General features: G+C 57.7%; 23 protein-coding genes. 20 read left to right on the forward strand and 3 right to left on the reverse strand.

What is annotated here, in order from left to right:
• Window positions 1–16 precede the first annotated feature (16 nt).
• From HMPREF3169_RS02020 to HMPREF3169_RS02085, 14 genes are all read left to right on the forward strand, one after another.
• A complete protein-coding gene (locus tag HMPREF3169_RS02020) occupies window positions 17–973 on the forward strand; it encodes a carbohydrate ABC transporter permease (protein WP_061920767.1) in 957 nt (318 codons plus the stop codon).
• Window positions 973–1794 (forward strand): carbohydrate ABC transporter permease, encoded by an 822-nt coding sequence (locus HMPREF3169_RS02025; protein ID WP_070455551.1) that lies wholly within the window; start codon window positions 973–975, stop codon window positions 1792–1794. The genes HMPREF3169_RS02020 and HMPREF3169_RS02025 overlap by 1 nt, the downstream gene beginning before the upstream one ends.
• Window positions 1794–2159 carry a hypothetical protein gene (locus tag HMPREF3169_RS02030; RefSeq protein ID WP_070455552.1) on the forward strand — a complete coding sequence of 122 codons (366 nt, stop codon included), beginning with the start codon at window positions 1794–1796 and terminating at the stop codon, window positions 2157–2159. Before HMPREF3169_RS02025 ends, HMPREF3169_RS02030 begins: the two co-directional genes overlap by 1 nt.
• Window positions 2159–2344, forward strand: coding sequence for a hypothetical protein (locus HMPREF3169_RS13330; protein WP_061920760.1), 186 nt, complete (start codon window positions 2159–2161; stop codon window positions 2342–2344). Before HMPREF3169_RS02030 ends, HMPREF3169_RS13330 begins: the two co-directional genes overlap by 1 nt.
• Window positions 2341–3855, forward strand: a complete 1515-nt coding sequence (gene treS, locus HMPREF3169_RS02040) for a maltose alpha-D-glucosyltransferase (RefSeq protein WP_070455553.1) — start codon at window positions 2341–2343, stop codon at window positions 3853–3855. Before HMPREF3169_RS13330 ends, treS begins: the two co-directional genes overlap by 4 nt.
• A 346-nt stretch (window positions 3856–4201) precedes the next feature.
• Complete coding sequence (locus tag HMPREF3169_RS02045; protein WP_061920756.1) at window positions 4202–5506, forward strand: inorganic phosphate transporter; 1305 nt, start codon at window positions 4202–4204, stop codon at window positions 5504–5506.
• An 8-nt stretch (window positions 5507–5514) separates the two neighbouring features.
• Window positions 5515–5817, forward strand: a complete 303-nt coding sequence (locus HMPREF3169_RS02050; RefSeq protein WP_061920753.1) for a hypothetical protein — start codon at window positions 5515–5517, stop codon at window positions 5815–5817.
• Window positions 5818–6023: 206 nt separating this feature from the next.
• Window positions 6024–6275 (forward strand): hypothetical protein, encoded by a 252-nt coding sequence (locus tag HMPREF3169_RS02055; protein WP_061920751.1) that lies wholly within the window; start codon window positions 6024–6026, stop codon window positions 6273–6275.
• Window positions 6276–6438: 163 nt separating this feature from the next.
• A complete protein-coding gene (locus HMPREF3169_RS02060) occupies window positions 6439–8052 on the forward strand; it encodes an acyl-CoA carboxylase subunit beta (protein ID WP_070455554.1) in 1614 nt (537 codons plus the stop codon).
• 119 nt (window positions 8053–8171) lie between these two features.
• Entirely contained in the window at window positions 8172–9473 is a 1302-nt protein-coding gene (locus tag HMPREF3169_RS02065) for a metallophosphoesterase family protein (protein ID WP_070455555.1), read from the forward strand.
• Window positions 9474–9579: 106 nt separating this feature from the next.
• Entirely contained in the window at window positions 9580–10914 is a 1335-nt protein-coding gene (locus HMPREF3169_RS02070; protein ID WP_070455556.1) for a carboxyl transferase domain-containing protein, read from the forward strand.
• 13 nt (window positions 10915–10927) lie between these two features.
• Window positions 10928–11122, forward strand: a complete 195-nt coding sequence (locus HMPREF3169_RS02075; protein ID WP_061920746.1) for an acyl-CoA carboxylase subunit epsilon — start codon at window positions 10928–10930, stop codon at window positions 11120–11122.
• 23 nt (window positions 11123–11145) lie between these two features.
• On the forward strand, window positions 11146–11742 hold the full coding sequence (locus HMPREF3169_RS02080) for a Maf family protein (protein ID WP_070455557.1): 597 nt from the start codon (window positions 11146–11148) through the stop codon (window positions 11740–11742).
• Window positions 11743–11792: 50 nt separating this feature from the next.
• Window positions 11793–12215, forward strand: a complete 423-nt coding sequence (locus tag HMPREF3169_RS02085; RefSeq protein ID WP_062035760.1) for a DUF3151 domain-containing protein — start codon at window positions 11793–11795, stop codon at window positions 12213–12215.
• Between the two features lie 88 nt (window positions 12216–12303).
• Here the strand turns inward: HMPREF3169_RS02085 and HMPREF3169_RS02090 are convergent, their stop codons facing one another.
• Both HMPREF3169_RS02090 and HMPREF3169_RS02095 read right to left on the reverse strand, forming a co-directional pair.
• The gene (locus HMPREF3169_RS02090; RefSeq protein ID WP_070455558.1) at window positions 12304–13392 is read right to left on the reverse strand and encodes a DUF4282 domain-containing protein; all 1089 of its coding nucleotides are present in this window, start codon (window positions 13390–13392) and stop codon (window positions 12304–12306) included.
• Between the two features lie 163 nt (window positions 13393–13555).
• Window positions 13556–14608 carry a Cj0069 family protein gene (locus HMPREF3169_RS02095; protein WP_070455559.1) on the reverse strand — a complete coding sequence of 351 codons (1053 nt, stop codon included), beginning with the start codon at window positions 14606–14608 and terminating at the stop codon, window positions 13556–13558.
• A 389-nt stretch (window positions 14609–14997) separates the two neighbouring features.
• Between HMPREF3169_RS02095 and HMPREF3169_RS02100 the strand changes: the two genes are divergently transcribed.
• The 3 genes from HMPREF3169_RS02100 to HMPREF3169_RS02110 all read left to right on the forward strand — a co-directional run bounded on the left by HMPREF3169_RS02100 (window position 14998) and on the right by HMPREF3169_RS02110 (window position 18352).
• Window positions 14998–15849, forward strand: coding sequence for a sulfurtransferase (locus HMPREF3169_RS02100; protein WP_070455560.1), 852 nt, complete (start codon window positions 14998–15000; stop codon window positions 15847–15849).
• Between the two features lie 151 nt (window positions 15850–16000).
• Entirely contained in the window at window positions 16001–17770 is a 1770-nt protein-coding gene (locus HMPREF3169_RS02105; RefSeq protein ID WP_070455561.1) for an acetyl/propionyl/methylcrotonyl-CoA carboxylase subunit alpha, read from the forward strand.
• An 18-nt stretch (window positions 17771–17788) separates the two neighbouring features.
• The gene (locus HMPREF3169_RS02110) at window positions 17789–18352 is read left to right on the forward strand and encodes a GNAT family N-acetyltransferase (RefSeq protein ID WP_070455562.1); all 564 of its coding nucleotides are present in this window, start codon (window positions 17789–17791) and stop codon (window positions 18350–18352) included.
• Between the two features lie 89 nt (window positions 18353–18441).
• Here HMPREF3169_RS02110 and HMPREF3169_RS02115 read toward each other — a convergent pair whose 3' ends face one another.
• Window positions 18442–21873, reverse strand: coding sequence for a pyruvate carboxylase (locus HMPREF3169_RS02115; RefSeq protein WP_070455563.1), 3432 nt, complete (start codon window positions 21871–21873; stop codon window positions 18442–18444).
• Between the two features lie 424 nt (window positions 21874–22297).
• Between HMPREF3169_RS02115 and HMPREF3169_RS02120 the strand changes: the two genes are divergently transcribed.
• The 3 genes from HMPREF3169_RS02120 (at window position 22298) to HMPREF3169_RS02130 (ending at window position 25767) form a co-directional block, all read left to right on the forward strand.
• On the forward strand, window positions 22298–22606 hold the full coding sequence (locus HMPREF3169_RS02120) for a peptidase inhibitor family I36 protein (RefSeq protein WP_082787714.1): 309 nt from the start codon (window positions 22298–22300) through the stop codon (window positions 22604–22606).
• Between the two features lie 70 nt (window positions 22607–22676).
• A complete protein-coding gene (locus tag HMPREF3169_RS02125) occupies window positions 22677–23372 on the forward strand; it encodes an ABC transporter ATP-binding protein (RefSeq protein ID WP_062035768.1) in 696 nt (231 codons plus the stop codon).
• A 46-nt stretch (window positions 23373–23418) separates the two neighbouring features.
• Window positions 23419–25767, forward strand: a complete 2349-nt coding sequence (locus tag HMPREF3169_RS02130) for a hypothetical protein (protein WP_168162612.1) — start codon at window positions 23419–23421, stop codon at window positions 25765–25767.
• Window positions 25768–26028: the final 261 nt, after the last annotated feature.

The raw sequence follows: 26028 nt of genomic DNA on the forward strand, positions 1-26028 counted from the left end.
AACAACGCCCACCGCCATGAAGCGCAAGCAGAATTTGCATGCCGCGGGACTTATCGCGCCGGCTCTCCTTGTGCTCGCCGTCGTCATCGGTTACCCAATCTTGCGTGCCATCTGGCTTTCTTTCCAGGGAAACCGCCACCTCAACCCCAAGACGGGAATCTTTGAAGAAGGCGGCTTTGCAGGCCTTGAGAACTACCTGTACTGGATCAATAACCGGTGTGTTTCCGGCACTGGGCAGATAGCGCAATGTCCTCCGGGCGTGATTGCCACGGATTTCTGGCCGGCGCTGAAGATCACGCTGTTTTTCACCGTGGTCACCGTCCTGCTTGAGACCATCCTCGGTATGTTCATGGCCATCATCATGAATGGCGAGTACAAGGGCCGCGGCCTAGTGCGCGCCGCAGTCCTAGTGCCGTGGGCTATTCCTACTGCCGTTACAGCAAAGCTGTGGCAGTTCATGTTCGCACCAGATGGCATCGTTAACTCCCTGCTCGGCACCGACATCGCTTGGACCACCGATCCTTTCTACGCACGTCTGGCAGTCATCATCGCTGATGTGTGGAAGACTGCCCCTTTCATGGCCCTGCTTATCTTGGCAGGCCTACAGATGATTCCGCGGGATGTCTACGACGCAGCCCGCGTCGACGGCGCAAGCCGAGTACAAACCTTTTTCAAGATCACGCTGCCGCTGGTGCGCCCGGCGCTGATGGTTGCGATTTTGTTCCGCACGCTCGACGCACTGCGCATGTACGACCTTCCTGTCATCATGATTTCGGCTTCTTCCAACGCCCCTACTGCCACTATCTCCCAGCTAGTGGTTGAGGATATGCGCCAAGGCAACTTCAACTCGGCTTCTGCGCTGTCCACTCTCATCTTCTTGCTCATCTTCGTCGTGGCCTTCATTCTGGTTCGCTTCTTGGGGGCCGATGTTTCTGGCAGTAAGCGCGGTGCGAATAGGAAGGCGGCCAAGTAATGAAAAAGTTCGGACACTACGCAGGCATCATCTTCATCATGTTCTGGGGGCTTGCGCCCTTCTACTGGATGGTCATTACTGCGCTTCGCAATAAAGACCACACTTTCGACACCACGCCGTGGCCTACCCATGTCACCTTGGAGAATTTCCAGGATGCACTGGCTACTGATAAGGGCAATAACTTCCCTGCCGCTCTCGGAAATTCCATGGTCATTTCGCTGGCCACCACCGCCATCGCGGTCGCAGTAGGCGTATTCACTGCTTATGCTTTGGCGCGCTATAACTTCCCCGGCAAGGGCATCGTTACCGGCATAATTCTGGCGGCTTCCATGTTCCCCGCCATCGCCTTGGTTACCCCGCTTTTCCAGATGTTTGGCAACCTCGACTGGATCGGCACCTACCGCGCGATGATCATCCCGAATATTTCCTTCGCGCTGCCGCTGACGGTTTATACCTTGCTAAGCTTCTTCCGGCAGCTGCCCTGGGAGCTAGAGGAAGCCGCCCGCGTCGACGGCGCTTCCCGCAGCCAGGCTTTCCGCCTGGTTCTGCTCCCGCTCGCGGCACCGGCACTGTTTACCACCGCCATCATTGCTTTCATCACCACGTGGAATGAGTTCATGTTGGCGCGCCAGCTCTCGAATGATTCCACTGAGCCGGTCACCGTGGCCATCGCCCGCTTCTCCGGCCCTTCCGCGTTCGAATACCCTTATGCCGCTACCATGGCCGCCGGCGCGCTTGTCACTATCCCGCTCATCATCATGGTGCTCATCTTCCAGCATCGCATCGTCGCCGGTCTCACCGCCGGAGGTGTGAAGGCCTAATGCTTAAAAACTTAGGGTTTGCCGCTATTTCTGCTTGTCTAGCTTTGGCCAGCGCTGCGTGCGCGCCTTCGGAGGAGGAACAAGTCGCAGCAAGCCAAGCTGAGTCCGCGGGCATGCCTGCCCCACTCATCTTGAGCACAGAGGAGCTATCTGGTCAGACCATCGACCTAAAAATCGATGAGTTCCTCGTCATCACCGAGTCCACAGGTCTCGATGCCGAGGTTAGCAATCCCGAAGTCGCTGAATTTTCCCCGGCACACACTGATGGCGCCACGGAACACAACGCCAGCGTTCGCGCATTAAAGGAAGGCGCTACCGCCATCCAATTGTCCGACGGAACCGCGTTCAACCTCAAAGTCAGCTAATGCGTCGGGCTTTATTGTGGGACACTGCTCTAGGCTTTGTTGGCTTCTTTGCCTTCCTTGCCTTAATCCAAGCAGTAATCAATCTCTTCTCTGTCTCTCCCGCCATCTGGCCCGGTTTATTGGCCGGCGGCCTATGCACCATTGAATATCTACTCTGGCGCGCAAAAAGAAAGGACCTCGCATGAATTGGTACGAAAACGCCATCTTCTACCAGGCCCTCGTCGGCTCTTTTAAGGACGCGGGTCCCAGCGGCGGCCAAGGCGTCGGCACGCTCCAAGGCGTCATCGAAAAGCTTGACTATCTACAGTGGCTCGGCGTCGATTGTCTCTGGCTTTCGCCTTTCTACGCCTCCCCTTTGAAGGATGACGGCTACGACATCGCCGATTACTACGCCATCCACCCCGATTACGGCACGATGGAAGACTTCGAACAGCTCGTAGCCGAAACCCACAAGCGCGGCATGCGTTTAATGACGGACCTCGCTCTCAATCACACTTCTACCGAGCACGAATGGTTCCAAGCGTCCCGCCGCGATCCTGCGGGCCCTTACGGCGATTACTACGTGTGGGGAGACGATCCGAACCGGTATCCCGAAATCCGCATCATCTTCACCGACGTCGAAGATTCCACTTGGGCCTGGGATGAGGTGCGCGAGCAGTACTACTTCCATCGCTTCTACTCGCACCAGCCGGATCTCAACTATGACAATCCTGCAGTCCACGAGGAAGTCTTCCGCATCGTTTCTTTCTGGATGGACAAGGGCCTAGACGGCTTCCGCTTGGACGCCATCCCCTATCTCTATGAGCGTGATGGCCAGGGAGGCGAATCTCTTCCGGAGACCATCGCGTTCGTCGAGAAGCTACGTGCCTTCATGGATGAGAACTATCCGGAGGCTGTCATGGTGGCCGAAGCCAACCAGCCGCCGAAAGAAACCATGGAGTTCTTCGGCACCGGCAATCGCGTCCACATGGTCTTCAACTTCCCCCTGATGCCGCGTATCTATGAGGCACTTGCGCTTGGCGACGCCACCCCCCTCTACGCCATCATGGATGAAATCCCCGAGCTACCTGCCGGCTGCCAGTGGGGCACCTTTCTGCGCAACCATGACGAGCTAACGCTCGAAATGGTCGACAATGCCAGCCGCGAGCTAATGTATCGCCATTACCTTCCGGATGAGCAGATGCGTGCCCACGTGGGTATTGCCCGCCGCTTGGCTCCGCTTCTGGGAAATGACCGGCGCAAGATTGAGCTTTTCTTCTCGCTTTTGCTTTCCATGCCGGGTTCGCCTTTCTTCTACTACGGCGATGAAATCGGCATGGCGGATTCTCCTTCACTTCCAGACCGCGACGCAGTGCGCACCCCTATGCAATGGGCCCCTGGCGACGGCACTGGCTTCACCACGGCCCCGCACCCGCGCCGCCCAATCGTGGGCGGCACGAAGATCAACGTCGAAGAGCAAAAAACGGATCCGACATCGCTGCTCAATACCGTGCGCGAACTCATTGCCCAGCGAAAGGCCTTCCCCGAGCTAGCAAGCGCCCCCTTCGAGGCGGTTGAAACGGGCGAAGCAGGCATCTTTGCGTTCCAGCGGGGCGGCCTTCTGTGTCTGCACAACTTCACCGCGGACACCGTCGATCTGGGCCCGGTGGAATTAGGGCCATTTGGCTACGCTTGGCTGCCCATCGAGGACCAATAAGCCAGTGAATAAATAGGACTGAATAAATAGGACCTAAACGGAAAATGAATATCAGTCGGGGGTGCACTCCCCCGCCTTAGGTAAACAATAGGTTAACGCGATATGTATACAGCGGGAATCTTCACCAAAGACCGACTATCTAATGACTTAAATACCGAACATAAAGCGCAAAACCCAAGGTCATGGCAACCATTGAGAGATTAGACCCAATCCCATGAGGGGTTTACTCTATACCGTTGTTAGTTAGGAACGCGGTTGCGACACTGTCGCCGAGTTTGATCTCGGCCGTCACGCCACGCTCCCTCGCTCGAGAAGAACCGAAGAACCTTGGAAAGGGGTCGCGCCCGTGACAGCGACACTAATCATCTTGGCCATCGTGATCGTCACTGCCCTTGCCTTTGACTTCACCAACGGCTTCCACGACACCGCTAACGCAATGGCCACCTCCATTGCCACCGGCGCCCTAAAGCCATTTACCGCAGTCACCATTTCCGCATTGCTCAACCTGCTCGGCGCCTTTCTTTCCGTTCATGTTGCCGCAACCGTGGCAAAAGGCATCGTCAACCTTGATTCCTACGATCTCTCTGTCGCAACCGATGGAGAAGCACTCCTAATGGTCGTATTCACCGGCCTCATTGGCGGCATCTTCTGGAACCTATTTACATGGCTCCTCGGAATGCCATCCTCTTCTTCCCACGCCCTTTTCGGCGGCCTCATCGGTGCAGCCTTTGCTGCCCTCGGCAGCGGCGGCGTTGCATGGTCTTCCATCGCCGGCAAAATCATCATCCCAGCAATCGCATCCCCTTTCATCGCCGCCATGGTTTCGGCCTGCGGCACCGCGCTGGTCTACTGGGTTACTAACACCATCCCGGAGCGCGTAAAGAACGAGCACTTCCGCCACGGCCAGATCGTCACCGCATGCCTAGTTTCCCTGGCACACGGCGCAGGCGACGCACAGAAGACCATGGGCGTAATCTTCTTGGCCCTCGTCGCAGCTGGTGAGGCAAATGCCGATCAGCGCATCCCAACCTGGGTCATCATTGCCTGTGCAGTGGCAATCGCAGCCGGCACCATGTCTGGCGGCTGGCGCGTCATCCGCACCCTGGGCAAGGGCTTGGTGGAAATCGAGTCCCCACAGGGTATGGCCGCCGAGGCTTCTTCCGCAGCCATCATCCTCACCTCCGCCGCTGGCGGCATGGCACTGTCTACCACCCACGTTTCCACCGGTTCCATCCTCGGTACCGGCCTGGGCAAGAAGGGCGCACAGGTCCGCTGGGGCGTTGCAATGCGCATGGTTTCCGCATGGCTAATCACCCTGCCTTGCGCTGCTGCAGTCGGCTTCGCCACCTGGTGGATTGCACGCCTGGTTAGCGGTGCAACCAACACCCTGACTGGCGCCATCGTCGACGCCATCATTTTGCTCGCCATGGTCGCCGTAATCCTGCTGCGCGCTCGCCGCAACCCAGTGGATGCATCCAACGTCAACGATGACTGGGACGCTGACGCTGAGTCTGTTGACTCCTCCATGCAGGCTCACGACAAGGTTGCCGCCGGCGTTGCCACCGGCAACGCTCCGGGCGCCGCGAATGGCGCACACGGCGTCGTCGACGACGCTTCCAGCTCCGCCCACGAAGTCTCCCAAGGAAAGTAGGAATCGCCATGACCGCAATGGAAATTCTCGTCGCTATCACCCGCGTCGCCGGCTTGGCACTAGCCTTCGGCGCTGGCATCCCGCTCCTTTTCGCCTTGGGCATGCGTTGTATGACCGGTGACCCAATCCGCAACAGCGACGGCGTCATCGTCGGCGACACCGAGGCCTCCGCCCAGATGAAGGTTTTGGGCTGGACCGTCTACGCAGTCTTGGGCGTAATCATCCTGATTGCCATCTCTTGGATTGCTAAGGATTCGATTCACAATTACTTCGGAATTGAGCTCTTCCCGGGTCTTTCCAGCAAGCATTAAGACAGGACTTAAAACAAAGTTCCTCAAGCGTTAAGTTAACGAAAAGTTAACTAACACGGAACTAAAGGTTGCTAAACTAGCGGACCGAGCGTACCATCGAGTACTTATCAGCTCGTCCGCTAGTTTCTTTGTTTTTACCTACATTTATTTTCCCTACCCCTAGCGGCCGAAGATTCATTGTCCAGATCGAAAGAAGGTGAGCATCAATGAATACCATCAACGGACTGATTAACTCGTTCGCAACCACATTCAAGAGCGCCACCGGCACGGGCCTTGACGCCTTGGACGCAACCCCTATGGAAGCCCTCGTCACCGAGGAGCTCGTCAACCGTGGCACCACACCGGCCACGACGGATGACATCATTTCCGTATTCAACTCCATCGCCGGCCGCGCACCGCGCACCGAAGAGGTCTACGAGGTGGAGCTCTTCCTCATGGATTTCGGCCTCGCAGCCTAAATCCCCCCAGCCCCAAACCGTAAAGTGCCTAGCTTTTCTACGAAGGAAAGCTAGGCACTTTTCTTTGCCCCACATCACTTAGCAGCACAAACTAGTTTTGTGAGGGAAATCACCTGTGTTTCGAGGTGTAAAACCACGAGGGCATTCTTTAAACTCTGAAAACATGACTATTTCCTCACATTTGACCTCCCTCGAGGATGAGCAAGCTGCCACCACTGCCGGAAAAATCGCCGAACTTAAGCGACGCCGCGAGCAAGCCGCCGCTCCGCTCAGCAAAAAGGCCTACGAGAAAGTCCACGCCGCTGGCCGTTTGACGGCGCGCGAGCGCCTTGACTACCTGCTCGATGAAGGCTCATTCGTCGAAACCGATATGCTCGCCGTGCACCGCACCTCCGATTTCGGCATGGGCGCGAAAAAACCATTAACCGACGGAATCGTTACCGGCTGGGGAACCATCGATGGCCGCGAGGTCTGCATCTTCTCCCAAGACGGCACCGTCTTCGGCGGCGCGCTCGGCGAGGTTTATGGCGAGAAGATGGTAAAAATCATGGAGCTTGCTGTAACCACCGGCCGCCCGCTCATCGGCCTTTATGAAGGTGCCGGTGCCCGCATCCAAGATGGCGCAGTCTCCCTCGACTGGATCGCGCGCACCTTCTACCAAAACGTCAAGGCCTCCGGCGTGGTCCCACAGATCTCCGTCATCATGGGCGCTTGTGCCGGTGGCAACGCCTACTCCCCTGCCTTGACTGACTTCGTCGTTATGGTCGAGGAAAAGTCCAAGATGTTCGTCACCGGCCCCGACGTCATCAAGACCGTCACCGGTGAAGAAATCACCCAGGAGGAACTCGGCGGCGCCTCCACTCACATGCAATCCGCCGGTAACTCCCATTTCACCGCCGCCACCGATGAAGAAGCCCTCGACTGGGTCCACGACCTTTTGACCTATCTCCCCTCCAATAACCGCCAGCGCGCACCTTTTGAGCCCTATGAAGAACTCGGCGATGAAACCGCCGATGACCTCATTCTCGACGAGATCATCCCTGATTCCCCTACCCAGCCCTACGACGTCAAGCACGTCATCGAAGCCATCACCGACGACGGCGAATTCCTCGAAATCCAGGCAGAACGCGCCGAAAACGTCGTCGTAGCCTTCGGCCGCGTCGAAGGCCAAACCGTCGGTTTCGTGGCCAACCAGCCGCAGGTCTTCGCTGGCTGCCTTGATATCGACTCCTCCGAGAAGGCGGCGCGCTTCGTCCGCGCCTGCGACGCCTTCAACATCCCCATCGTCATGCTCGTCGATGTCCCGGGTTTTCTGCCCGGTGCCTCCCAAGAACACGACGGCATCCTCCGCCGCGGCGCCAAGCTTCTCTACGCCTACGGCGAAGCCACCGTCCCAAAGATCACTGTCACCATGCGCAAGGCCTACGGCGGCGCTTATTGCGTGATGGGCTCCAAGGGCCTTGGTGCTGACGTCAACCTCGCGTGGCCGACCGCCCAAATCGCGGTCATGGGCGCCGCCGGCGCCATCGGCTTCATCTACCGCAAGGAGCTCAAGAAGGCCCGTGAAGAAGGCCTCGACGTCGAAGAGCTCGCCAAGTCCTTTGAACGCGAGTACGAAGACCACATGCTAAACCCCTACAAGGCGGCAGAACGCGGACTAATAGACGCAGTGCTCCTCCCTTCTGAAACCCGCAGTGCTATCACTCGGAACCTGCGCCTTTACGCTGACAAGAACGTCCCCCGTCCGGCGCGCAAGCACGGCAACGTCCCGCTCTAGATAGTTTCTCTCCATTCTCCTATTCTTCATCTGGCGGCCATTGCCCGGATACCAAAGCGCCCTAGTCTCCAACTGTATTTCAAAAATTTCTTATTTAATAAGGAGACTAGGAAAGCGCTATGTCCAAGATTAAACGCCGCAATTTCCTCTCAGGTGCCTCTCTTCTCGGGCTTGGCGCCGTAGCTTCAAACCGGAGCACAGCAGTCGCGCAAGATGCTTCGCTTCCCTTGGATAGCCCCTCGCAAGACGATCAAAAGCCATCTCGTCTGGAATTCAATTCCGACGGATCCTTTAAAGTCATTCAGTTCAATGACACTCAAGATGATCACCTAACCGATAAGCGCACAATCGAGTTCATGGAGCACGTTCTCGACGCAGAACAGCCAGGGTTTGTGCTTATCAACGGCGATGTCATTTCCGCCGGCCCAACCACCCCAAAGCAGGTCTACCAAGCCATCAATAACGTGGTGCTGCCTATGGAAAGCCGTGATATCCCGTGGGCCGTTACCTTTGGCAACCACGACGAAGATTCCGCAGAGGAGGGCGGCACTGGTGTGCGCCACCAGCACATGACACAGTTCGTGCGTTCCTACCGCCACAACCGGAATGCGCCTGCCTCGTCCGGCGGCTATGGTGCTTCGAATACGCATCTTGCGCTTTACGACGCCGCGACTGCTCGCTTCAGCTTTTGGCTTCTCGATTCTGGCCGCTATCACCCGGAGATCATCGGTGGACAAGATGCAGCAGATCTGCCGGCCTATGATTACATTCACCCAGAGCAGATTGCGTGGTACGCACAGCAGTCGGATGCGCTGGCCGCGGCGACAGGTTCTCAGGTCGAAGGGCTTATGTTCTTCCATATTCCTACCTATGAGCACCGCGACATGTGGTTCGGCGGCCCGCTCAAGAACGGTCTGCTTGACCACGCGAAAGCGGTAGAGAAGCATGGAATCAAAGGAGAAAAGAACGAAGACTGCTATGTAGGCGCCTTCAATTCTGGTATTTATGCCGCGGCCCAGGCCCGTGGCGACATTCGCGGAATCTACTGCGGCCACGACCACATCAACACCTACATGGGCAACTATTACGGCATCGAATTGGGCTACGGCCCGGGCACCGGTTTTGGGGCCTACGGTCTCCGCGACGGCACAATAGCGCAGCACTCACTGCGTGGCGCACGCGTGTTTGAGTTTTCCGCCAATGCTGAGTCTGTCTATACCGGCACCCGAGTAATCTTTGCCAAGGACATTGGAATTGACATGGCCCCTGCCAAGCAGCCGCTTCAAGAACCAGCGGCGCTTCCGGAATACGTGGAACTTCCGGAAGTCGATGATGCTTCCGCTTCCCCAGGCGAACCTGAAGAAAACGGATCTTCGCAATCTTCGTGGGGGCTTTCTAGCCTAAGCTCGAGTTCTTCCTAGCACTGGGGACTAGCACTGGGGACTAGCACTGGGCGCCATATGATTTCGCGCCATGCCTTCACCGCGAGGTGAGCGTATGGCGCCCAAGCTTGTAGACTGCATATCTATGACTGACATGAAGACCACCGCTGGCAAGATTGAGGACCTGAGCAATAAACTCACCGAGTCCCGAGCGCCACAGGGCGAGGTCCCTGCCGCACGTAGCGCGATTACCGCGTTATTCGATGCCGGCTCCTTCGTCGAAACTGACGCACTGGCGCGTCACCGCTCCACCGACTTCGGCCGCGAGTATGACCGCCCTTATACCGACGGCGTTATCACCGGCTATGGCACGGTAGGCGGCCGCAAGGTATGCGCTTATGCACAGGACGCGACCATCTTTGACGGCACCATGGGCGAGGTTTACGGCGAGAAGATCACCAAGCTTTATGACCTTGCCATTAAGACCGGCGTTCCCATCGTAGCCATGATCGCCGGTGATAAGCCCCGCGCCCAGGAAGGCATCGTTTCCTCCGCAATGCAGGCGCGCATCCTGGCCCGCGCCACCACGGCGTCTGGCCTTATCCCGCAGGTCACCGCGGTCTACGCCGATTCCAAGGATGCTTCGCTGGTCGCCGCGCTTGCCGACGTCACCATTGCACCCGACGGTCATCTCAGCGCCAGCTCCGAAGCCAATGAGATCGCCTTGATCCAGCAGGTTTTGAGCTACCTGCCGGCGAATAACCGCGCTGAGGCCCCCCGCACGGATGCCCCGCTCATGGTGGGCTCCGTCGAAGAAAATATGTCTGCGGATGACGAAGCCCTCAACAGCATCGTCGGCGATTCCGGCGAAGTTGACCTGCACGCAGTCGTCGAAGCTGTCTGCGACGATGTCTTCGAGCTCGAAGCTAAAGTTGAAGGCGTCTTTACCGGCTTCGGCCGCGTCGAGGGCCGCACCGTGGGCATCCTCGCCAACCGTGCAACTTTCGACGCCGCCGCCTCCGCCAAGGCCGCACGTTTTGTCCGCCTCTGCGACGCCTTCAATACGCCAATCCTCGAATTCGTGGATGCTCCTGCCCTGCAGCTGGAAACCGCAGCGCTGGCGAAGTTCGTGCATGCCTACTCCGCCGCGAGCGTCGGCAAGCTCAGCATCATCGTGGGCCGCGCGCACGGTACCGGCTACATCGCTTTCGGGTCCAAGGACCTGGGCGCAGACTTGTCCTACGCCTGGCCGACCGCCGAAATCGCAGTTGCTGACGCCGCTGCATTGGCCCAGGAGCTCGAGATTTCTGAGGAAGAAGCAGCCGAGTATCTAAGCCCGTATCAGGCAGCCGAGCGCGGCCTGGTGGATGCGGTTATCACTCCCGCCGCGACCCGCGCTTCCATCATCGAAGCACTGCGTCTTCTGGAACGTAAAATTGTCCCTACTTTGCCGAAGAAGCACGGCAACATCGTCTTGTAATAAGGAGAACACCATGACTGCTCCTCTGATTAAGGTCCTCAAGGGTAACCCCTCTGACGAAGAAGTCGCAGCGCTTTCCGCAGTTTTGACCCAGCTGGATGCCGATGCCCGCGCCAAGGCCGCAGATACCCGCGCTACCCGCGATCTCTGGGGCCAGCCGGGACAGACCTATAACCCGTCCGCGTTCCGTAACGTGCGCTACTACTAAGCGCCAAGGTTGAAGCCGAATTCATGCGAATTGTCCTCGCTTCTCAATCCCCGTCCCGCGCCTCCATCTTGCGCGGGGCCGGGGTTGAGCCCGTTTTAGCCCCAGCACACGTCGACGAAAAGGCCATCGAGGCGTCGCTAAGCAGCGCCCCGCCTGCCGACGTCGTCGCAGCCCTTGCCACCGCAAAGGCTGAAAAGATAGCGCCCGATTACCCCGCAGACGTTGTCATCGGCGGCGACTCGATGCTGCTTTTGGATGGCCAGCTGCAAGGCAAGCCACACACCGAAAAGGCCACCGTGGAGCGCTGGCGCGCCCAAGCCGGCCACTGCGCCGAGCTGTTAACCGGTCACTGCATCATTCATGGCGAAAAGCGCCACGTGGAGACCTCCCGAACCAAGGTCTTCTTTGCATCTGCCACCGAGCGTGACATAGCCGCCTATGCGGCAACGGGCGAACCCTTGGAATGCGCCGGCGCCTTCACCTTAGAGGCTCTCGGCGGCTGGTTCATTGACCGCATCGAGGGCGATCCCTCCTCCGTCATTGGGCTTTCCCTGCCGGTAGTCCGCCGCGCGCTCTATTCCTTTGATTTGCACGTCTCGGACTTCTGGAACGCGGCTTAGATTCCCTAGCCATCTGCACCACCAAACGGATTGGCGGTAGGGTTGCGGGCATGGAAATGAAAGACATGCTAGCCCCTGCCCCTATCCAGTTGCCCGCCGATCCTGGCGCGGATTCCGTTTCCGACCTACAGGCCGGAATCGTCGCACACCCTAATTCCCCACTGCTGTGGGCGCTGCTGGCGGAGCAGGAGCTAACCCGCCTGCGCGAGGACGAGGCCCTGCCGATTGCCTACATCACCGCTTATGCCTACGCACGCACGGGCTACCACCGCAGCCTCGACCGTTTGCGCGGCAACGGCTGGAAGGGCTGGGGCCCAGTTCCTTTTGCCCACGAGCCAAACCGGGGCGTTCTGCGCGCCATCGCGGCTCTCGCGCACGCTGCACAGGCAATCGGTGAGCAAGACGAGTACGACCGCCTCCGCCAAATGCTTTCCGACGCCGACCCAGACTGCGTAGCCCGCCTCCTCGACTAAATCGAATACCTAAAACTTAAAAGGCCTCGGTCTCGGCTCTTGAAAAGAGCACATGAGGCCGAGGCTTTTTAGCTGGCAGGTGAAGGGCTTACTTATCCGCTTCTGCCAGTTCGACGAGCTTCTTGGTGTTCTCCGTGGTCTGGATGTTGGAGACGAAGAACTCAAGCACGAGGCGAACCTGAATGAGGTAAATCAGCAGACCCAGGGTGCCGAAGATGAGGTGGCCCAGGATCATCACTGCAGCCATGCCACCGCCAGCAGAGGACGAGCCTGCAAGATCGCCCATGATGCCGGTTAAGGAGCCGCCCGTGACGGCCACGATGAGGCCACCAATCCAGGACAGAACACCGACCACAACTGCGATCACGTAGATGATGGATGCAAACTTCACGGTGATGAAGCTGGAGAACTTGAAGTCAAACAGGGACTTAAAGAAGTTATCCTTCGGCGCCTGCGGGTACTGGTTGAAGCCCTGCATCTGTGGGTTGTAGCCCGGCTGGCCTGGCTGGCCCTGTGGCTGGAAGCCACCAAAGCCTTGCTGGTTCTGCTGACCTGGCTGCCCCTGTGGCTGGAAGCCACCGAAGCCTTGCTGGTTCTGCTGGCCCGGCTGGTTCTGCGGCTGGTTCTGCGGCTGGAACTGCTGGTTGAAGCCACCCTGGTTGAAGTTGCCGGCCGGCGGAACTGGCTGACCAAAGCTGGATTGGCCAAAACCATTGCCTGCATTGTTATTGCCTGTGTTGTTCACGCCGTTTGCGCTACCTGCATTATCAGCGCTGTGACTGTGGGAGCCCAATGCAGAGCTTGCGGGCTCGGCGGAAGCGCTGGCAGCCTGAGCGTTCTCAGAGCCAAAGCCCTGGGCATAGTCGGAGCTGTTGTAGGAGGCTCGGTTGAAGTCGGACTGGCCGAAATCAGAGGAAGTCTCACCGAAGTTCACGGTTTCTTCGCTGCCGGTGCTGTGCGCGCCGCCGAAGCTCGATGCCTCGGAGGAATCAGAAGCGCCGAAGGAAGAGGCACCGAAATCGGACTGGCCAAAGTCAGACTTGCCAAAATCAGAGTTTCCAAAATCGGAGTTGCCGAAGTCGGAATTACCGAAGGAAGAGGAGCTCATTGCGTCCTCAGCAGCGTGCTGTGGATTCTGGTCGGAGTTGTTTTCTCCGAACTTGTCTGGGTTGGTCATATGAGAGACGTTCCTTTCAATTTATTAAGTACGCACAAAAGAAACTACAACACGCTGCACGATTCGGCAGCCCAATGGGAAATACTCCCTTTATAAGGGGCATATAAAAACCCTGCTTCCACCACCTTCGGGGAAACAGGGTCTGTAAATGTAAGAGGAGACCTTAAGCGTGTTTTGCCTCAACGCGCTTGATGGCTTCAGCGGCAACCTTCTGCTGAATGCCCATGTCAAGCTCGGAAGCAAAGCCCACGCAGGAGCAGTTGATCTCGCCAAGGACATAGGTGTCCTCGCCATTCTCGCCGTCGGCAAGCATGAAATCAGCAGTCCAGATCAGCGGGATGTTGTCACCGCCAAGCTTTTCTGCAATGACCGGACGAACCTCGGCAAACATGTCTACAAGTTCTTGCCAAGCTTCGGGCTTGTCATAGGTGTACTTAGCGCCGGAAAACAATGTGGCGGAGAAGTTGTCGCCGCCTTCAGCCGGCTTCTTGTGCACCACGAAGACTGGGTCAGGGCCGACTAGGAGGATACGGATTTCTCCCTCGACGATGCGCGGCATGAAGCGCATATCAACGAGCATGCCGTTGTCACCGATAATGTACTGGTCACAGAAATCCATGAACTCGCCGAGCTCGCGAACCTCGGTGTGGTTATCCACTGCCTCGGTGCACTTAAGCTTGGTCTCTAGCGGCAGTGCGGTGCCAGGTTCTACCTCGAGGGACTTGTCCTCGAGCTGGACACGCCAGATGCCTTCGCCCGTCGAACCGCGGTTTTGCTTCAGCACGCGCTCGCCGTAAGACAGCGAGGTGGGGAAAGTGTCGTGGAACGACTCAACGTCGTAATATGCCGCAGTATCGGAAGGTACAAGCTCAGTGTCATTGAGCTTGACCAATGCATCCTTGGCACCGTAGGCCATCATCTCATACGGAGTGGACATGCCAACCAGGCCAGCTTCAGAGAGCTTGGTCAGCAGATCAAAGTAGCCTTTCTCGCCGCCTGGGATATTACCCGGGTTCACGCGGGAGATATAAGCGTCGAAGTTTTCGGTGACGTACTCGAAGATGCGCTCCGACCACTCTGGACGGAAGAAGACGACCTCAGAGTGCCAGCCTGCGTCCTTGATGGACTCGACGATGGGCATGGTGTCCTTGCGGTGGCCGTTGAGCTGCTTGTCAGATCCGCCCTCGACCTCGAAGACGACGATTGCCTTGTGCACAGCAATTCCCTTTCGTTTGGGGGTTGTGGGTGATGGTCCGGTACGCCAGCGGCTTTCTGTGGACACTTCGTGTTTCAGACAGTATTTGAGCGATTTACGAAGCGTTTTGTACCGCACCACACCTTAAAAATAACGCAGGTTTGCACCTCCTCGCTGGGTTGTTAACCCCGCATTAACCCCGATACGTTTTCGCCGCTCAAGACACATTTTAGGCACCTGACCTGCAGGCTTGTTATAACCAGTGATTGTGAGGCACGACAATCGGCAAGAAAATGTATGCAACGCCACAATGTTCAGCTCAAGGTGACCAATTTAAGGGCTCAAGCGTTAGAGTTGTTGTGTTTAGAGAGATCTCTTTTATAAACCCCATTTAGAAAGGAAACCGGACCGTGGCCGAGTTCGATCCACATCCCCCATTCCAGGAATATGCGCACCCAGAGCGCCTCGTTTCCGCACCTTGGCTCTCCGCTAGGCTCGGCACCAAGGGCCTGCGCGTTATCGAAGTAGACGAGGATTCCCTCCTCTACGACATCGGACACATCCCGACCGCCTCGCGCATTAATTTCCAAACCGAGCTGCTCGATCCCCTCACCCGCGACGTCGTCGATGCAACCTCCTTCTCCCAGCTCATGCGAGACAAGGGCATTAAGCGGGAAGACACCGTTGTTATCTACGGCGACAAAGCCAACTGGTGGGCAGCCTACGCCCTGTGGGTATTTGAACTTTATGGCCACCCTGACGTCCGCCTGCTCGACGGCGGCCGCGACGCGTGGGTTACCGAAGAGCGCGATACCTCTTTCACGGTTCCAGACTTCCCAGAGTCCGATTACCCAGAGGTAGAACGCGACGACGCCACCTCCCGCGTCTTTGTAGACCAGATGCGCGAGACCGCAGCAAAGCTCGTCGACACCCGCACGCCTGAGGAGTACGGCGGCGAGCCTTCCACCGGCGAGTCCACATATGGCACCACCATGCGCCACGGACACATTCCGGGCGCCGCCAACTTGGAATGGGATCGCTCCGTTTACCCGAATGGCTGTTTCCGCGCGCTTTCTGAGCTCAGCGTCAACTATGGCAACCTCGAGCCAGAAACCGAGACCATCCTCTACTCCCATGTTGGCGCGCAGGCCGCCCACACTTGGTTCGTGCTGACCTTCCTGCTGGGATTCAAGTCCACGAAGGTCTACGACGGTTCGTGGGCCGAGTGGGGAAACATGGTTCGCATGCCAATCGAGAAGTAACTTCTCCGTTCAACACGCCGATTTACTCCCGTATCCTCGCTGGTGCGGGAGTATTTTTGAGAGCAAAACCGGAACTTGATGGTTTACTCATGTTTTTGTGTGCAAGAATAGTGAACAGTCCAATACGATTTTTATCAGGAGGGTTCCTGCCGTGGCAGTTGAAACCAAGAAGATCACCAAGGTGCTTGTTGCTAACCGCGGTGAGATTGCAGTCCGCGTCATCCGTGCCGCGCGCGACGCTGGCATCGCCTCCGTCGCCGTTTATGCAGAGCCAGACGCCGACGCACCATTTGTTGCGCTTGCCGACGAAGCCTTCGCCCTAGGTGGGCAAAACTCCGCCGAGTCCTACCTTGTCTTCGACAAGATTCTCGACGCCGCCGCCAAGTCCGGCGCCAACGCCATTCACCCAGGCTACGGCTTCCTGTCTGAGAACGCCGACTTCGCGCAAGCGGTCATCGACGCCGGACTTATCTGGATCGGCCCTTCCCCACAATCCATCCGCGACTTGGGCGACAAGGTCACCGCTCGCCACATCGCTGAGCGTGCCGACGCCCCGATGGCGCCGGGCACTCCAGACCCGGTTAAGGATGCAGCCGAGGTAGAAGCCTTCGCCGACGAACACGGCCTGCCAATTGCCATCAAGGCCGCCTTCGGTGGCGGCGGCCGCGGCATGAAGGTCGCCTATGAGCGTGACGAAGTAGCAGAGCTCTTCGAGTCTGCTACCCGCGAGGCCACCGCCGCATTCGGCCGCGGCGAATGCTTTGTCGAGCGCTATCTCGACAAGGCTCGCCACGTCGAGGCACAGGTACTGGCTGACCAGCACGGCAACGTAGTCGTCGTCGGCACCCGCGATTGCTCCCTGCAACGTCGCTTCCAAAAGCTGGTGGAGGAAGCCCCTGCCCCATTCCTGAGCGATGAGCAGCGCACCGCCATTCATGAGTCGGCCAAGCGCATTTGCCGCGAGGCTGGCTACTTTGGCGCTGGCACCGTCGAGTACTTGGTCGGCTCCGATGGACTGATCTCCTTCCTCGAGGTCAACACCCGCCTGCAGGTGGAACACCCAGTCTCTGAGGAAACCACCGGCCTGGACCTGGTGCGCGAGCAGTTCAACATTGCAGAGGGCGGTGAACTTTCTATCACCGAGGATCCCACCCCGCGCGGCCATGCTTTCGAGTTCCGCATCAACGGCGAGGACGCCGCAACAGGCTTTATGCCAGCACCGGGCACCATCGTTTCCTACAGCGAGCCTTCCGGACCAGGCGTCCGCGTGGATTCCGGCGTGCGCGAGAACACCGTCATCGGCGGCCAGTTCGACTCCATGCTGGCCAAGCTCATCGTCTGGGGTCCAGACCGCGAGACCGCGCTTGCCCGTGCACGCCGCGCCCTGGCTGAGTACACCGTCGAGGGCCTTCCGACCGTCATTCCTTTCCACCAGGCCATCGTCAACGACCCTGCGTTTAGCGCCGAGAACGGTTCCTTCGATGTCTACACCAAATGGATTGAGGAAGAGTGGGTGGGCGAGCTGCCTGCCTACGTCGACGTTGAAACCCCAGAGGAAGAGGAGGCAGCAGCCTCCCAGAAGTTCGTCGTCGAAGTCGGCGGTCGCCGCATCGAGGTAGCACTCCCAGGCAATCTCCTGCTGGGCGGCGGCGCACCCCGCAAGAAGTCCAAGAAGCGCCGCGGCTCTAGTTCTAAGACCGCCGCGTCTGGCGACGCCGTCGTAGCACCGATGCAGGGCACCGTCATCAAGGTTGGCGTTGAAGAAGGACAGGAAGTCGCAGAAGGCGACGTCGTGCTCATCCTCGAAGCCATGAAGATGGAAAACCCAGTCAAGGCCCACAAGGCCGGCACCGTCACTGGCCTCCGCGTCGAGCAGGGCGCCCAGATCAACAAGGGCGCCCCATTGCTGGAGATCAAATAGCACACTAGAGTCGGTGGAATGACCGCCAACGACTCTTTGTATGTGGTCCGGCTGGCCAAGGAGCCAGACCGGACCTACCTGTCTCGTCTGCTCTTCCTCGCTGATGTTTTAGGCGACGAAGAGGCCGCCGTCCCTGACTTCCACACGGCAGACGTGGGCCTGTACATCGACGAATGGTCGCCGCTTGTCGACGGCGGCTGCATCGCCGTTTCCAGTCATAACGTACCGATGGGCGGTGCGTGGCTGCGCTACTACACCGGTGCGCGCAAAGGTGCGGCGTACCTGGGCAACCCGGAAGCAGAGCCTTTCGACGAATCCCAGTGGGCAACCCGTTTTGCCCCGGAGGAAATCCCCGAGCTATTCATCGCGGTGGAAAACCGCTACCGTGGCTTAGGCGTGGGCCGCCGCCTGCTGCGCAACATTTGCGACCTCGCTGAGGCCCAAGAGGCCCCCGCGATTGCACTGTGGGTCGACCCCGAGAACCCTGGTGCCCGCAAGCTCTACGAATCCGAAGGCTTCGAAGACATCACTGTCCCCGGTGATTCGGAGGCGCCCACCATGGTCAAGTACTTCGCCCACTAGGTTGCAACCGCGCAGAATAGAGCGCCCTTCCCGCCGACGCTTCAAAGGTCAGCGGAAGGGGCGCTCTTCTGTTGCCAGCTTTTAGCTGATTAGTTAATGACCACGATGAGGTCGCCACCTTCAACCTTGGTGGCCTGGCCGATGGCTACGCGCTCGACCTTGCCGTCCTTGGTTGCGGAGATGGAGGCTTCCATCTTCATGGCCTCGATGACGGCGACTTGGTCGCCGGCCTTGACCTCGTCACCAGCCTTCACGGTGGCGTTGACCACGCCCGCGAACGGCGCGGCCACGTGGCCGTCGTTGGACGGGTCGGCCTTCTCCACGGTGGCCACCGAGGACTCCACGTTTTTGTCGCGGACCTTCATCGGGCGAATCTGGCCATTGACGTTGAGCACAACGTTGCGCATACCCTTCTCATCCGGCTCGCCGAGGGCGTCGAGACGCAGCGTGATCGTCTTGAGATCCGCACGATCGTTGGAGCCATCCGGGAAGTAGTGGACGATGTACTCGTTGCCCTCTTCCAAGCCGTAGAGGAAGACGGTGTCCGTGAGCGCCTCAGTATTGCCAAAGGTGCGGCGGAACTCATTGAACTCCTCGAACTGCTTCGGGAAGAGCAGTCGGTTCAGGGACGCACGGCGCTCGTCAGAGTTGTCGGAGACCAGGTTAGCTTTCTCCTCTTCCGGTACTGGTTTGACGGAGACGTCGCCAGGCGCGCGGCCCTCAAGGACCTTGTCGCGCAGCGGTGGCCAACCGCCTGGAGGGGTACCGAGCTCGCCGCGAAGGAACGCGATGACGGAATCTGGGATGTCGTACTTGGTCGGGTCGGCCTCGAAGTCTGCTGCGTCGACGCCCGCACCCACGAGGTGCAGCGCGAGATCGCCGACGACCTTCGAGGACGGAGTGACCTTGGTCGGACGGCCAAGCATCTCATTGACGGCGGCATAGGTGTCCTCGATGACCTCGAAGCGGTCCTCCAAGCCCAAGGCCGTAGCCTGCGCACGCAGGTTGGACAGCTGGCCGCCCGGAATCTCGTGGCGGTAGACACGGCCGGTCGGGCCAGGAATGCCCTTCTCAAACGGACGGTAGAGCTGGCGGACAGCCTCCCAGTAAGGCTCGAGATCGGAAACGGCTTTCAGATCGATGCCGGTGTCGCGCGAGGAGTTGGAGAACGCCGCGATGATGGCGGACAGCGAAGGCTGCGAGGTGGTACCAGCCAGCGGTGCGGAAGCACCGTCGACGACGTCCGCGCCAGAGAGCGCCGCAGCGTAGTAGGTAGCCAGCTGTCCGCCCGCGGTGTCGTGAGTGTGGACGTGGACCGGCAAGTCGAATTCCTTGCGTAGCGCCATGACCAGCTTGGAAGCGGACTCCGGACGCAGCAGGCCAGCCATATCCTTAATGGCCAGCACGTGCGCACCGGTGTTCACGATTTCCTCAGCCAGCTTCAGGTAGTAGTCCAGCGTGTAGAGCTTCTCCCCCGGCGAGCACATGTCGCCCGAGTAGGCCATGGCAACCTCGGCCACGGTGGTGTTGGTCTCCAGGACGGCGTCGATAGCCGGGCGCATCTGGGTGACGTCGTTCAGCGCATCGAAGATGCGGAAGACATCAACTCCGGACTTGGCAGCTTCCTGAACGAACGCGTTGCACACGTCGTTTGCATACGGGGAGTAGCCGACGGTGTTGCGGCCACGCAGCAGCATCTGGATGTTCTGGTTCGGCATTGCCTCACGCAGCAGATCCAGGCGGACCCATGGGTCCTCCTTGAGGAAGCGCATGGCGACGTCATACGTTGCGCCGCCCCACGCCTCGACGGAGAAGAGCTCCGGGGTCATGCGAGCGACGGCCTCTGCAGCGGTGACCAAGTCGGTACCGCGCACACGGGTGGCCAGCAGGGACTGGTGCGCATCGCGGAAAGTGGTGTCGGTGACAGCCAGCGCGGACTGGGCGCGAATCTTCTCAGCCCACTTCTTCGGACCGAGCTCCAGCAGCTCATCGCGGGAACCGCGCGGCAGTGACTGGGACTTGTCGAAGGTAGGAATCTTGTCGAAAGGACGCAGCTTGGTCGGACGCTCGCCGTTTGGCTTATTGACCGTGACATCAGCGATGTAGTCGATGATGCGGCCGGACTCATCCACTGCCGGCGGAGCCTTGAGCAGGTCTGGGTGCTCCGGGATGAAGCCGGTGTCCACGCGTGTGGCTACGAAGTCAGGCTCGCGCAGCAGGGCGCGCAGGAAGCCGATGTTGGTGGCCACGCCGGAGACGGTGAACTCGTTGAGCGCACGCTGCGCACGAGCAACTGCTTGCTCGAAGGAAGCGCCACGGCAGGTCATCTTGACCAGCAAGGAGTCGAAGTTCGGGGAAATCTCCGCACCGACTGCGGTTGCGCCGTCGAGACGTACGCCTGCGCCGCCCGGAGAGCGGTAGGTGGTCAGGGTGCCGGTGTCTGGGCGAAAGCCGTTGGCTGGGTCCTCAGTGGTGATACGGCACTGAAGAGCAGCGCCGGTAAGGGCGATCTCTTCTTGGCGCAGGCCGAGCTCCTCAAGGGAGACACCAGCGGCGATCTGCATCTGGGACTTCACAATGTCCACGCCGGTGACTTCCTCGGTCACGGTGTGCTCAACCTGCACGCGCGGGTTCATCTCAATGAAGACGTGGTTGCCCTTCTCATCCACGAGGAACTCAACGGTGCCGGCACCTTCATAGTTGATGTGCTGGCAGAACTTTACGGCATCGGCACAGATGCGGTCGCGCAGCTGCGGATCCAGGGTCGGGGCGGGAGCGATCTCGACGACCTTCTGGTGACGGCGCTGCACGGAGCAGTCACGCTCGAAGAGGTGTACGACGTTGCCCTGGGAGTCCGCCAGAATCTGCACCTCAATGTGCTGGGGCTTGATGACGGCCGTCTCGAGGTAGACGTGGCCGTCGCCAAAAGCCGCCTCTGCCTCGCGGGAAGCCTCAGCACACTTGGTCTTGAGCTCGGCCTCGTTCTCGATGAAACGCATGCCGCGTCCGCCGCCACCGGCGACGGCCTTGACAAATACCGGGAAGGTGAAGTCCTTGGCGTAACCGGCCAGTACATCGGGGTCCGTGGAAGGCTCGGAGTCCTGCAGTGTCGGCAGGCCAGCTTCTTTCGCCGCGCTGACCGCAGCAGCCTTATCACCGGTTAGGTCCAACGTGCTTGGCGTTGGACCAATAAACTTAATGCCATTGTCCTCACACGCACGGGCGAGATCCGCGCGTTCAGAAAGGAAACCGTAGCCTGGGTAGATGGCATCCGCCCCGGACTTCTTGGCGGCGCGAATGATTTCATCAATATCCAGATAAGCCTTCACCGGCTGGCCCTCAGTACCGATACGGACAGCCTCATCAGCGAAGGCGCGGTGGAAGGAGTTCCGGTCCTCACGAGGGTAGACCGCGACGGTCTTAGCCCCAGTCTCAAAGGCAGCACGGAATGCGCGCACGGCAATTTCGCCACGGTTGGCTACCAGAATCTTTTTGAACGATGGAAGCGCGGGATTAGCCACTTCTGTGTTCCTTTCAACTCGGAAGGCGCTGAAATACAGCGTCTCCACTCGGGTGATCCGCATCTCAGTTTAGAGAGCTGCCCCTAAAATGTCTGCCCTTTTCTACGCCGAATTCGCCACACATACCAGCAGTGGAGTGACGCCCTAGGGGATTTCTGCAGCTCGACCAGTAACAACAGACTTACGACCCCTGTAAACCTTGCAAATTTTTTCCTCAACAAGATTCAGCGGACCCCACCTTAGGTTTACGAAGAATTCACCTTCTCTACATGAAAGTTTCCTTTTAATTAATTCCTATTTATATTCAGAGAGTTATTTTCTTAGTGCGCACTCAGCGCACATTCCACCAGTCTCTAACAAGGAGAGAAAATGAGAATAAAAAAAACTCGCTACAGCTAGCGCTATTATCGCGGCACTAAGCGGTATCGCTGTACCGACAGCCAACGCCTCGGCAAGTGAATGCGGCGGAGGCCTTGTATGCATTTTCAATGAAGCGAACTTCGGAGGGTTCCTGGGATCCCGTGGCCCAGGAATCGGAATTATGAATGTTTCGCGCAACGCTAATGACAAGACGTCATCGTGGATCAATAACACCGGAGGCCATGCCGCTTGGTATCAGCACGCCAATGGCGGCGGCAAGTGCCACACCATGACCCCATTTTCCAATAACAATTATGTGGGCTGGTGGGACAACGACACCCTCACCTCCTGGCGCACCAATCGGGGCTGCTAAGTAATCAATCGTTAGCTGGGAAGAAGGACGAAATTCACCTTTCTTCCCAGCTTCAATACTTCAGAATTAAATGACCCATATTCGCATTCACCAAGTTCATAAAACGCTCGGCTCCGGCCCTAAAGCTACTCACGCACTCAAAGGAGTTTCTTTAGAAGCAGAAGCTGGAGAATTCATTGCCATCTCCGGAAAAAGCGGTTCAGGAAAAACAACCTTTTTGGACGCCCTGTCCGGACTAATATCCGTCAACTCGGGCTCCATCACGGTTGACGGAATCAGGGTAGACACCGCGTCCGAAAAGGACTTGCTTCGACTACGCAGGGAGGTTGTTGGCGTTGTCCACCAATCCGATCTCATCATTCCCGAGCTAACCGCGGCAGAAAATGTACAACTCGTCCTCTCAGCGGCAGGATACGAGGCTACAGAAGCTCGAACGGCGGCCGAATCCCTCCTAAAACAGGTAGGACTCGAGGGGTTAGAAACTCGATACCCCGACGAATTGTCCCGCGGGCAATGCCAGCGGGTGGGTATTGCCCGTGCATTGAGCGGGAAACGGTCCGTCCTATTGGCAGACGAGCCTTCTGCTGCCCTGGATGAGCAAAACTCGCGAAGCGTATTCGCATTGTTCCAAAAACTCGCTAGCGAAGGAACGACCATCATTACCGCTTCCCATGATCCGATCGTACTGGAGTATTGCACGCGATCTTTCACCCTGATCGACGGCCTACTGCACAACGACCAAGAAGCGGAGAAGTCACTTGGTTAGTCAACTTCTGTTTAAAATCACCAAGCAGCAACCCAAAGTGCGCCTTATGTACGCACTAGCCGCGCTCAGTATTCTTCTCCTTGCTGCAACGGCCACAAGCTCAATGCTTATGACAATGTCCGTCGAGCAACACGTCGCATCCAATCTAGGCGATAACCAGCAGAGAGCAGACGCACCCTGTTCACTTGCTCTAGGCGACAAAATCGACGATTGCCTATCCTCACCGGAAGATCCCGAACGGTTCTCTCGTGAACTTATATCGCAGGATTTCTACACGGACGCTGACCCCGGTCGCAGGATGACATACGCAGAAGGTGATTGGGAAAGCCACGGTTCCAGCTACGGCTTAACCTTGAAATCAGGGCGGTGGCCAACTTCACCCGGGGAAATAGTTGCAACCACGCCTAGCGGCATTTCCGAGGAAACAGAGGTCAGTGCCTTTAGCAGCAACCTCAAGGTAAACGTGGTCGGCACCGTCACAAATGAGTTTATGCCGAAGGCAAGCGCTGTTTATGCGGCCCCAGGTACCTGGGATCTCACTACTTCACCTGTATCTCCATCAAGCGTTGGAGCACGCCCAATGCTTTTGGATAACCAGTCCTCGAACCTGAGCGAACTGGAAAAGACAATGAACCGCATTGCACACAGTGATAATGCCGAGCTCAGTGCCAAAGAGGCAGTGAAACTGTCATACCTCTCTAAGCAATCGCTGGAAGAACAACCTCCCAAAAGCCCCCTTGATGAATACTCGTTTTTCTTCGGTGCGTTTGCGTTTGTCTTGCCGCTGTTCTTCTCCGCTTTCTTAACGACTACTCAACGCCGCGCACTCAAAACTCCAGCTACTTCACTACATCAACTCGGAATTGCCAGAAAGAAGTTGTGGAGTATCTTTCACCTCCGTCTTCTTTTCCTAGTTCTATCCATTTCAACCTGCGCTATTGTCACCGGCGCACTCATTCCCCACCTCTTTAGGAACCAACTAGCAAAGCTGGGATCCGTACCCGGGCGAGATTTCGCACTCCCCTGGAAGTGGTGTTGCTTGCTGCTCGTCTCCGCAGTACTTCCGCCAATTTTTAGCGCGCTGACAACCGTGCTTCCAGTACGATTTCATAAAACTCACGCTGCTGAACATAAGCTTTCCTCGAAATGGAAAAGAGCGTCGGCTGGGATCATCCCCACTTTGTGCGGCATAGCACTAGCAACCGTGCTATTCGCAGGGGTAGTCGGTCCGGAAATTTTCACAACCCTAGCCCCGATCCCCACGTTGGCGCTCGCTTTTGCGGTGGCGCTCCTTTTGACTATTTCGATTAAAAGCAATGCCCCCACGTCACCGAGTCGTCTTGCTCGGCGGTTTTTGAGTTCACACCGTTTTCTTCCGCTTATTGGGCTGGGCTTATTATCCAGCACGGTTGGGATAGCCATTTTTAGCAGCAGTCTGGCCGCTAGCATGACCGCTTCGGAAGCTGAATCCTATGCACCAATTGTCCCACCTGACCAGGCAATCTTAACTCTGCCAGCTGAGACGGACTCCGTAAATGGAACTGCACAGAATTCTTTAGTCGCCCAAGGTGACCTGCCCGAGCCTATTTCCGTGCAGCGACTTTCCGCAGGACTACCGATGGATCCCAATATCTCAGGAGCTTTTGGCGTTCTATCCGTTCACGATATCGATAGTTGGGAAAAGCTTACCGACGAAAGACTAACTTCTGACGAAAGGAAAACTCTTGAACGCGGCGGCGTTCTCGTACGCGACGAAAAGCTTGTCGACGCCTCCCACACACAGATCACTGATTCAAGCGGAAAGTCGCACATCCTCGATGCCCAAGAGAGTTCTTTTGGACATTACTGGGGCAGACAAGTTGGAGGTGTCGTTTTAGAAGCTACGGCTCAGCAGCTTGGGCTTCCTACTAATTCACCCCTCTGGGTATTCGACGGATTATCCGCCCAAAAGGCAGAACGTGTGCCAAAAGTCGCAAACGAACTTGGCATACCGCCCGAAGACATCCAGCTTTCCAAAGGTTACGAAACCGAGACCCCCTTATCGTTCTACATCAGCCTTACGGCAGCTCTACTTTCCGCTATTGCCATAGCCTTGGTGGTTTCACGCGGACTGAGTAGCAGTATGAAAGCGTTACATACCGCCTTTTTCCATCTAGGGCTTAGCCGTGATTGGAGCATCAAATCTCTTTCGTGGGCCATAAGCTTTATCTGTTTTAGCTCCCTAGTAATCGGAACCTTTAGCGGTCTCGCTCCTTTAGCAGGATTTAGCTTTCTACTTGGCGACGGCTTTCTATTCGCCATCGATTGGACAGCAATGGGATTAACCATAATCGCAGTTCTACTTGGCACTGTCATCGGAACATTCGCTCAACGAAACCGTCTTAACCAGCGCTAATTGCCGATTCACTCAGCCCGCAGTCACATCTACCGTTGACCGTGGGCACCTTCCGTTATGTGGTTACCCACATAGGTAGTAAACCCATAAACCAGAAAGGGAATCTCTATGCCACTTTCACAGAGGTCTGCGTAATGAGTGACACCCGGCCTATTTATCAGCAGCTGACAGGAGGAATCAGAGACATTATTATCAGCGGCGAGCTGCCAGAAGGCGAACACGCCCCCAGTGTCGATTTGGGGTAGTTGGTACCGCGAGTCT

The sequence above is a fragment of the Corynebacterium sp. HMSC08C04 genome, assembly GCF_001807495.1.
GTDB lineage: Bacteria > Actinomycetota > Actinomycetes > Mycobacteriales > Mycobacteriaceae > Corynebacterium > Corynebacterium simulans.

Bases quoted from the DNA above. Each gene is read 5' to 3' on its own strand.
- HMPREF3169_RS02110 (WP_070455562.1), top strand. From the start codon at position 17,789: ATGACCGCCAACGACTCTTTGTATGTGGTCCGGCTGGCCAAGGAGCCA.
- HMPREF3169_RS02030 (WP_070455552.1), top strand. From the start codon at position 1,794: ATGCTTAAAAACTTAGGGTTTGCCGCTATTTCTGCTTGTCTAGCTTTG.
- HMPREF3169_RS02065 (WP_070455555.1), top strand. From the start codon at position 8,172: ATGTCCAAGATTAAACGCCGCAATTTCCTCTCAGGTGCCTCTCTTCTC.
- HMPREF3169_RS02075 (WP_061920746.1), top strand. From the start codon at position 10,928: ATGACTGCTCCTCTGATTAAGGTCCTCAAGGGTAACCCCTCTGACGAA.
- HMPREF3169_RS13330 (WP_061920760.1), top strand. From the start codon at position 2,159: ATGCGTCGGGCTTTATTGTGGGACACTGCTCTAGGCTTTGTTGGCTTC.
- HMPREF3169_RS02070 (WP_070455556.1), top strand. From the start codon at position 9,580: ATGACTGACATGAAGACCACCGCTGGCAAGATTGAGGACCTGAGCAAT.
- HMPREF3169_RS02060 (WP_070455554.1), top strand. From the start codon at position 6,439: ATGACTATTTCCTCACATTTGACCTCCCTCGAGGATGAGCAAGCTGCC.
- HMPREF3169_RS02025 (WP_070455551.1), top strand. From the start codon at position 973: ATGAAAAAGTTCGGACACTACGCAGGCATCATCTTCATCATGTTCTGG.
- HMPREF3169_RS02080 (WP_070455557.1), top strand. From the start codon at position 11,146: ATGCGAATTGTCCTCGCTTCTCAATCCCCGTCCCGCGCCTCCATCTTG.
- HMPREF3169_RS02130 (WP_168162612.1), top strand. From the start codon at position 23,419: ATGTACGCACTAGCCGCGCTCAGTATTCTTCTCCTTGCTGCAACGGCC.
- HMPREF3169_RS02020 (WP_061920767.1), top strand. From the start codon at position 17: ATGAAGCGCAAGCAGAATTTGCATGCCGCGGGACTTATCGCGCCGGCT.
- HMPREF3169_RS02125 (WP_062035768.1), top strand. From the start codon at position 22,677: ATGACCCATATTCGCATTCACCAAGTTCATAAAACGCTCGGCTCCGGC.
- HMPREF3169_RS02055 (WP_061920751.1), top strand. From the start codon at position 6,024: ATGAATACCATCAACGGACTGATTAACTCGTTCGCAACCACATTCAAG.
- HMPREF3169_RS02050 (WP_061920753.1), top strand. From the start codon at position 5,515: ATGACCGCAATGGAAATTCTCGTCGCTATCACCCGCGTCGCCGGCTTG.
- treS (WP_070455553.1), top strand. From the start codon at position 2,341: ATGAATTGGTACGAAAACGCCATCTTCTACCAGGCCCTCGTCGGCTCT.
- HMPREF3169_RS02085 (WP_062035760.1), top strand. From the start codon at position 11,793: ATGGAAATGAAAGACATGCTAGCCCCTGCCCCTATCCAGTTGCCCGCC.
- HMPREF3169_RS02090 (WP_070455558.1), bottom strand. From the start codon at position 13,392: ATGACCAACCCAGACAAGTTCGGAGAAAACAACTCCGACCAGAATCCA.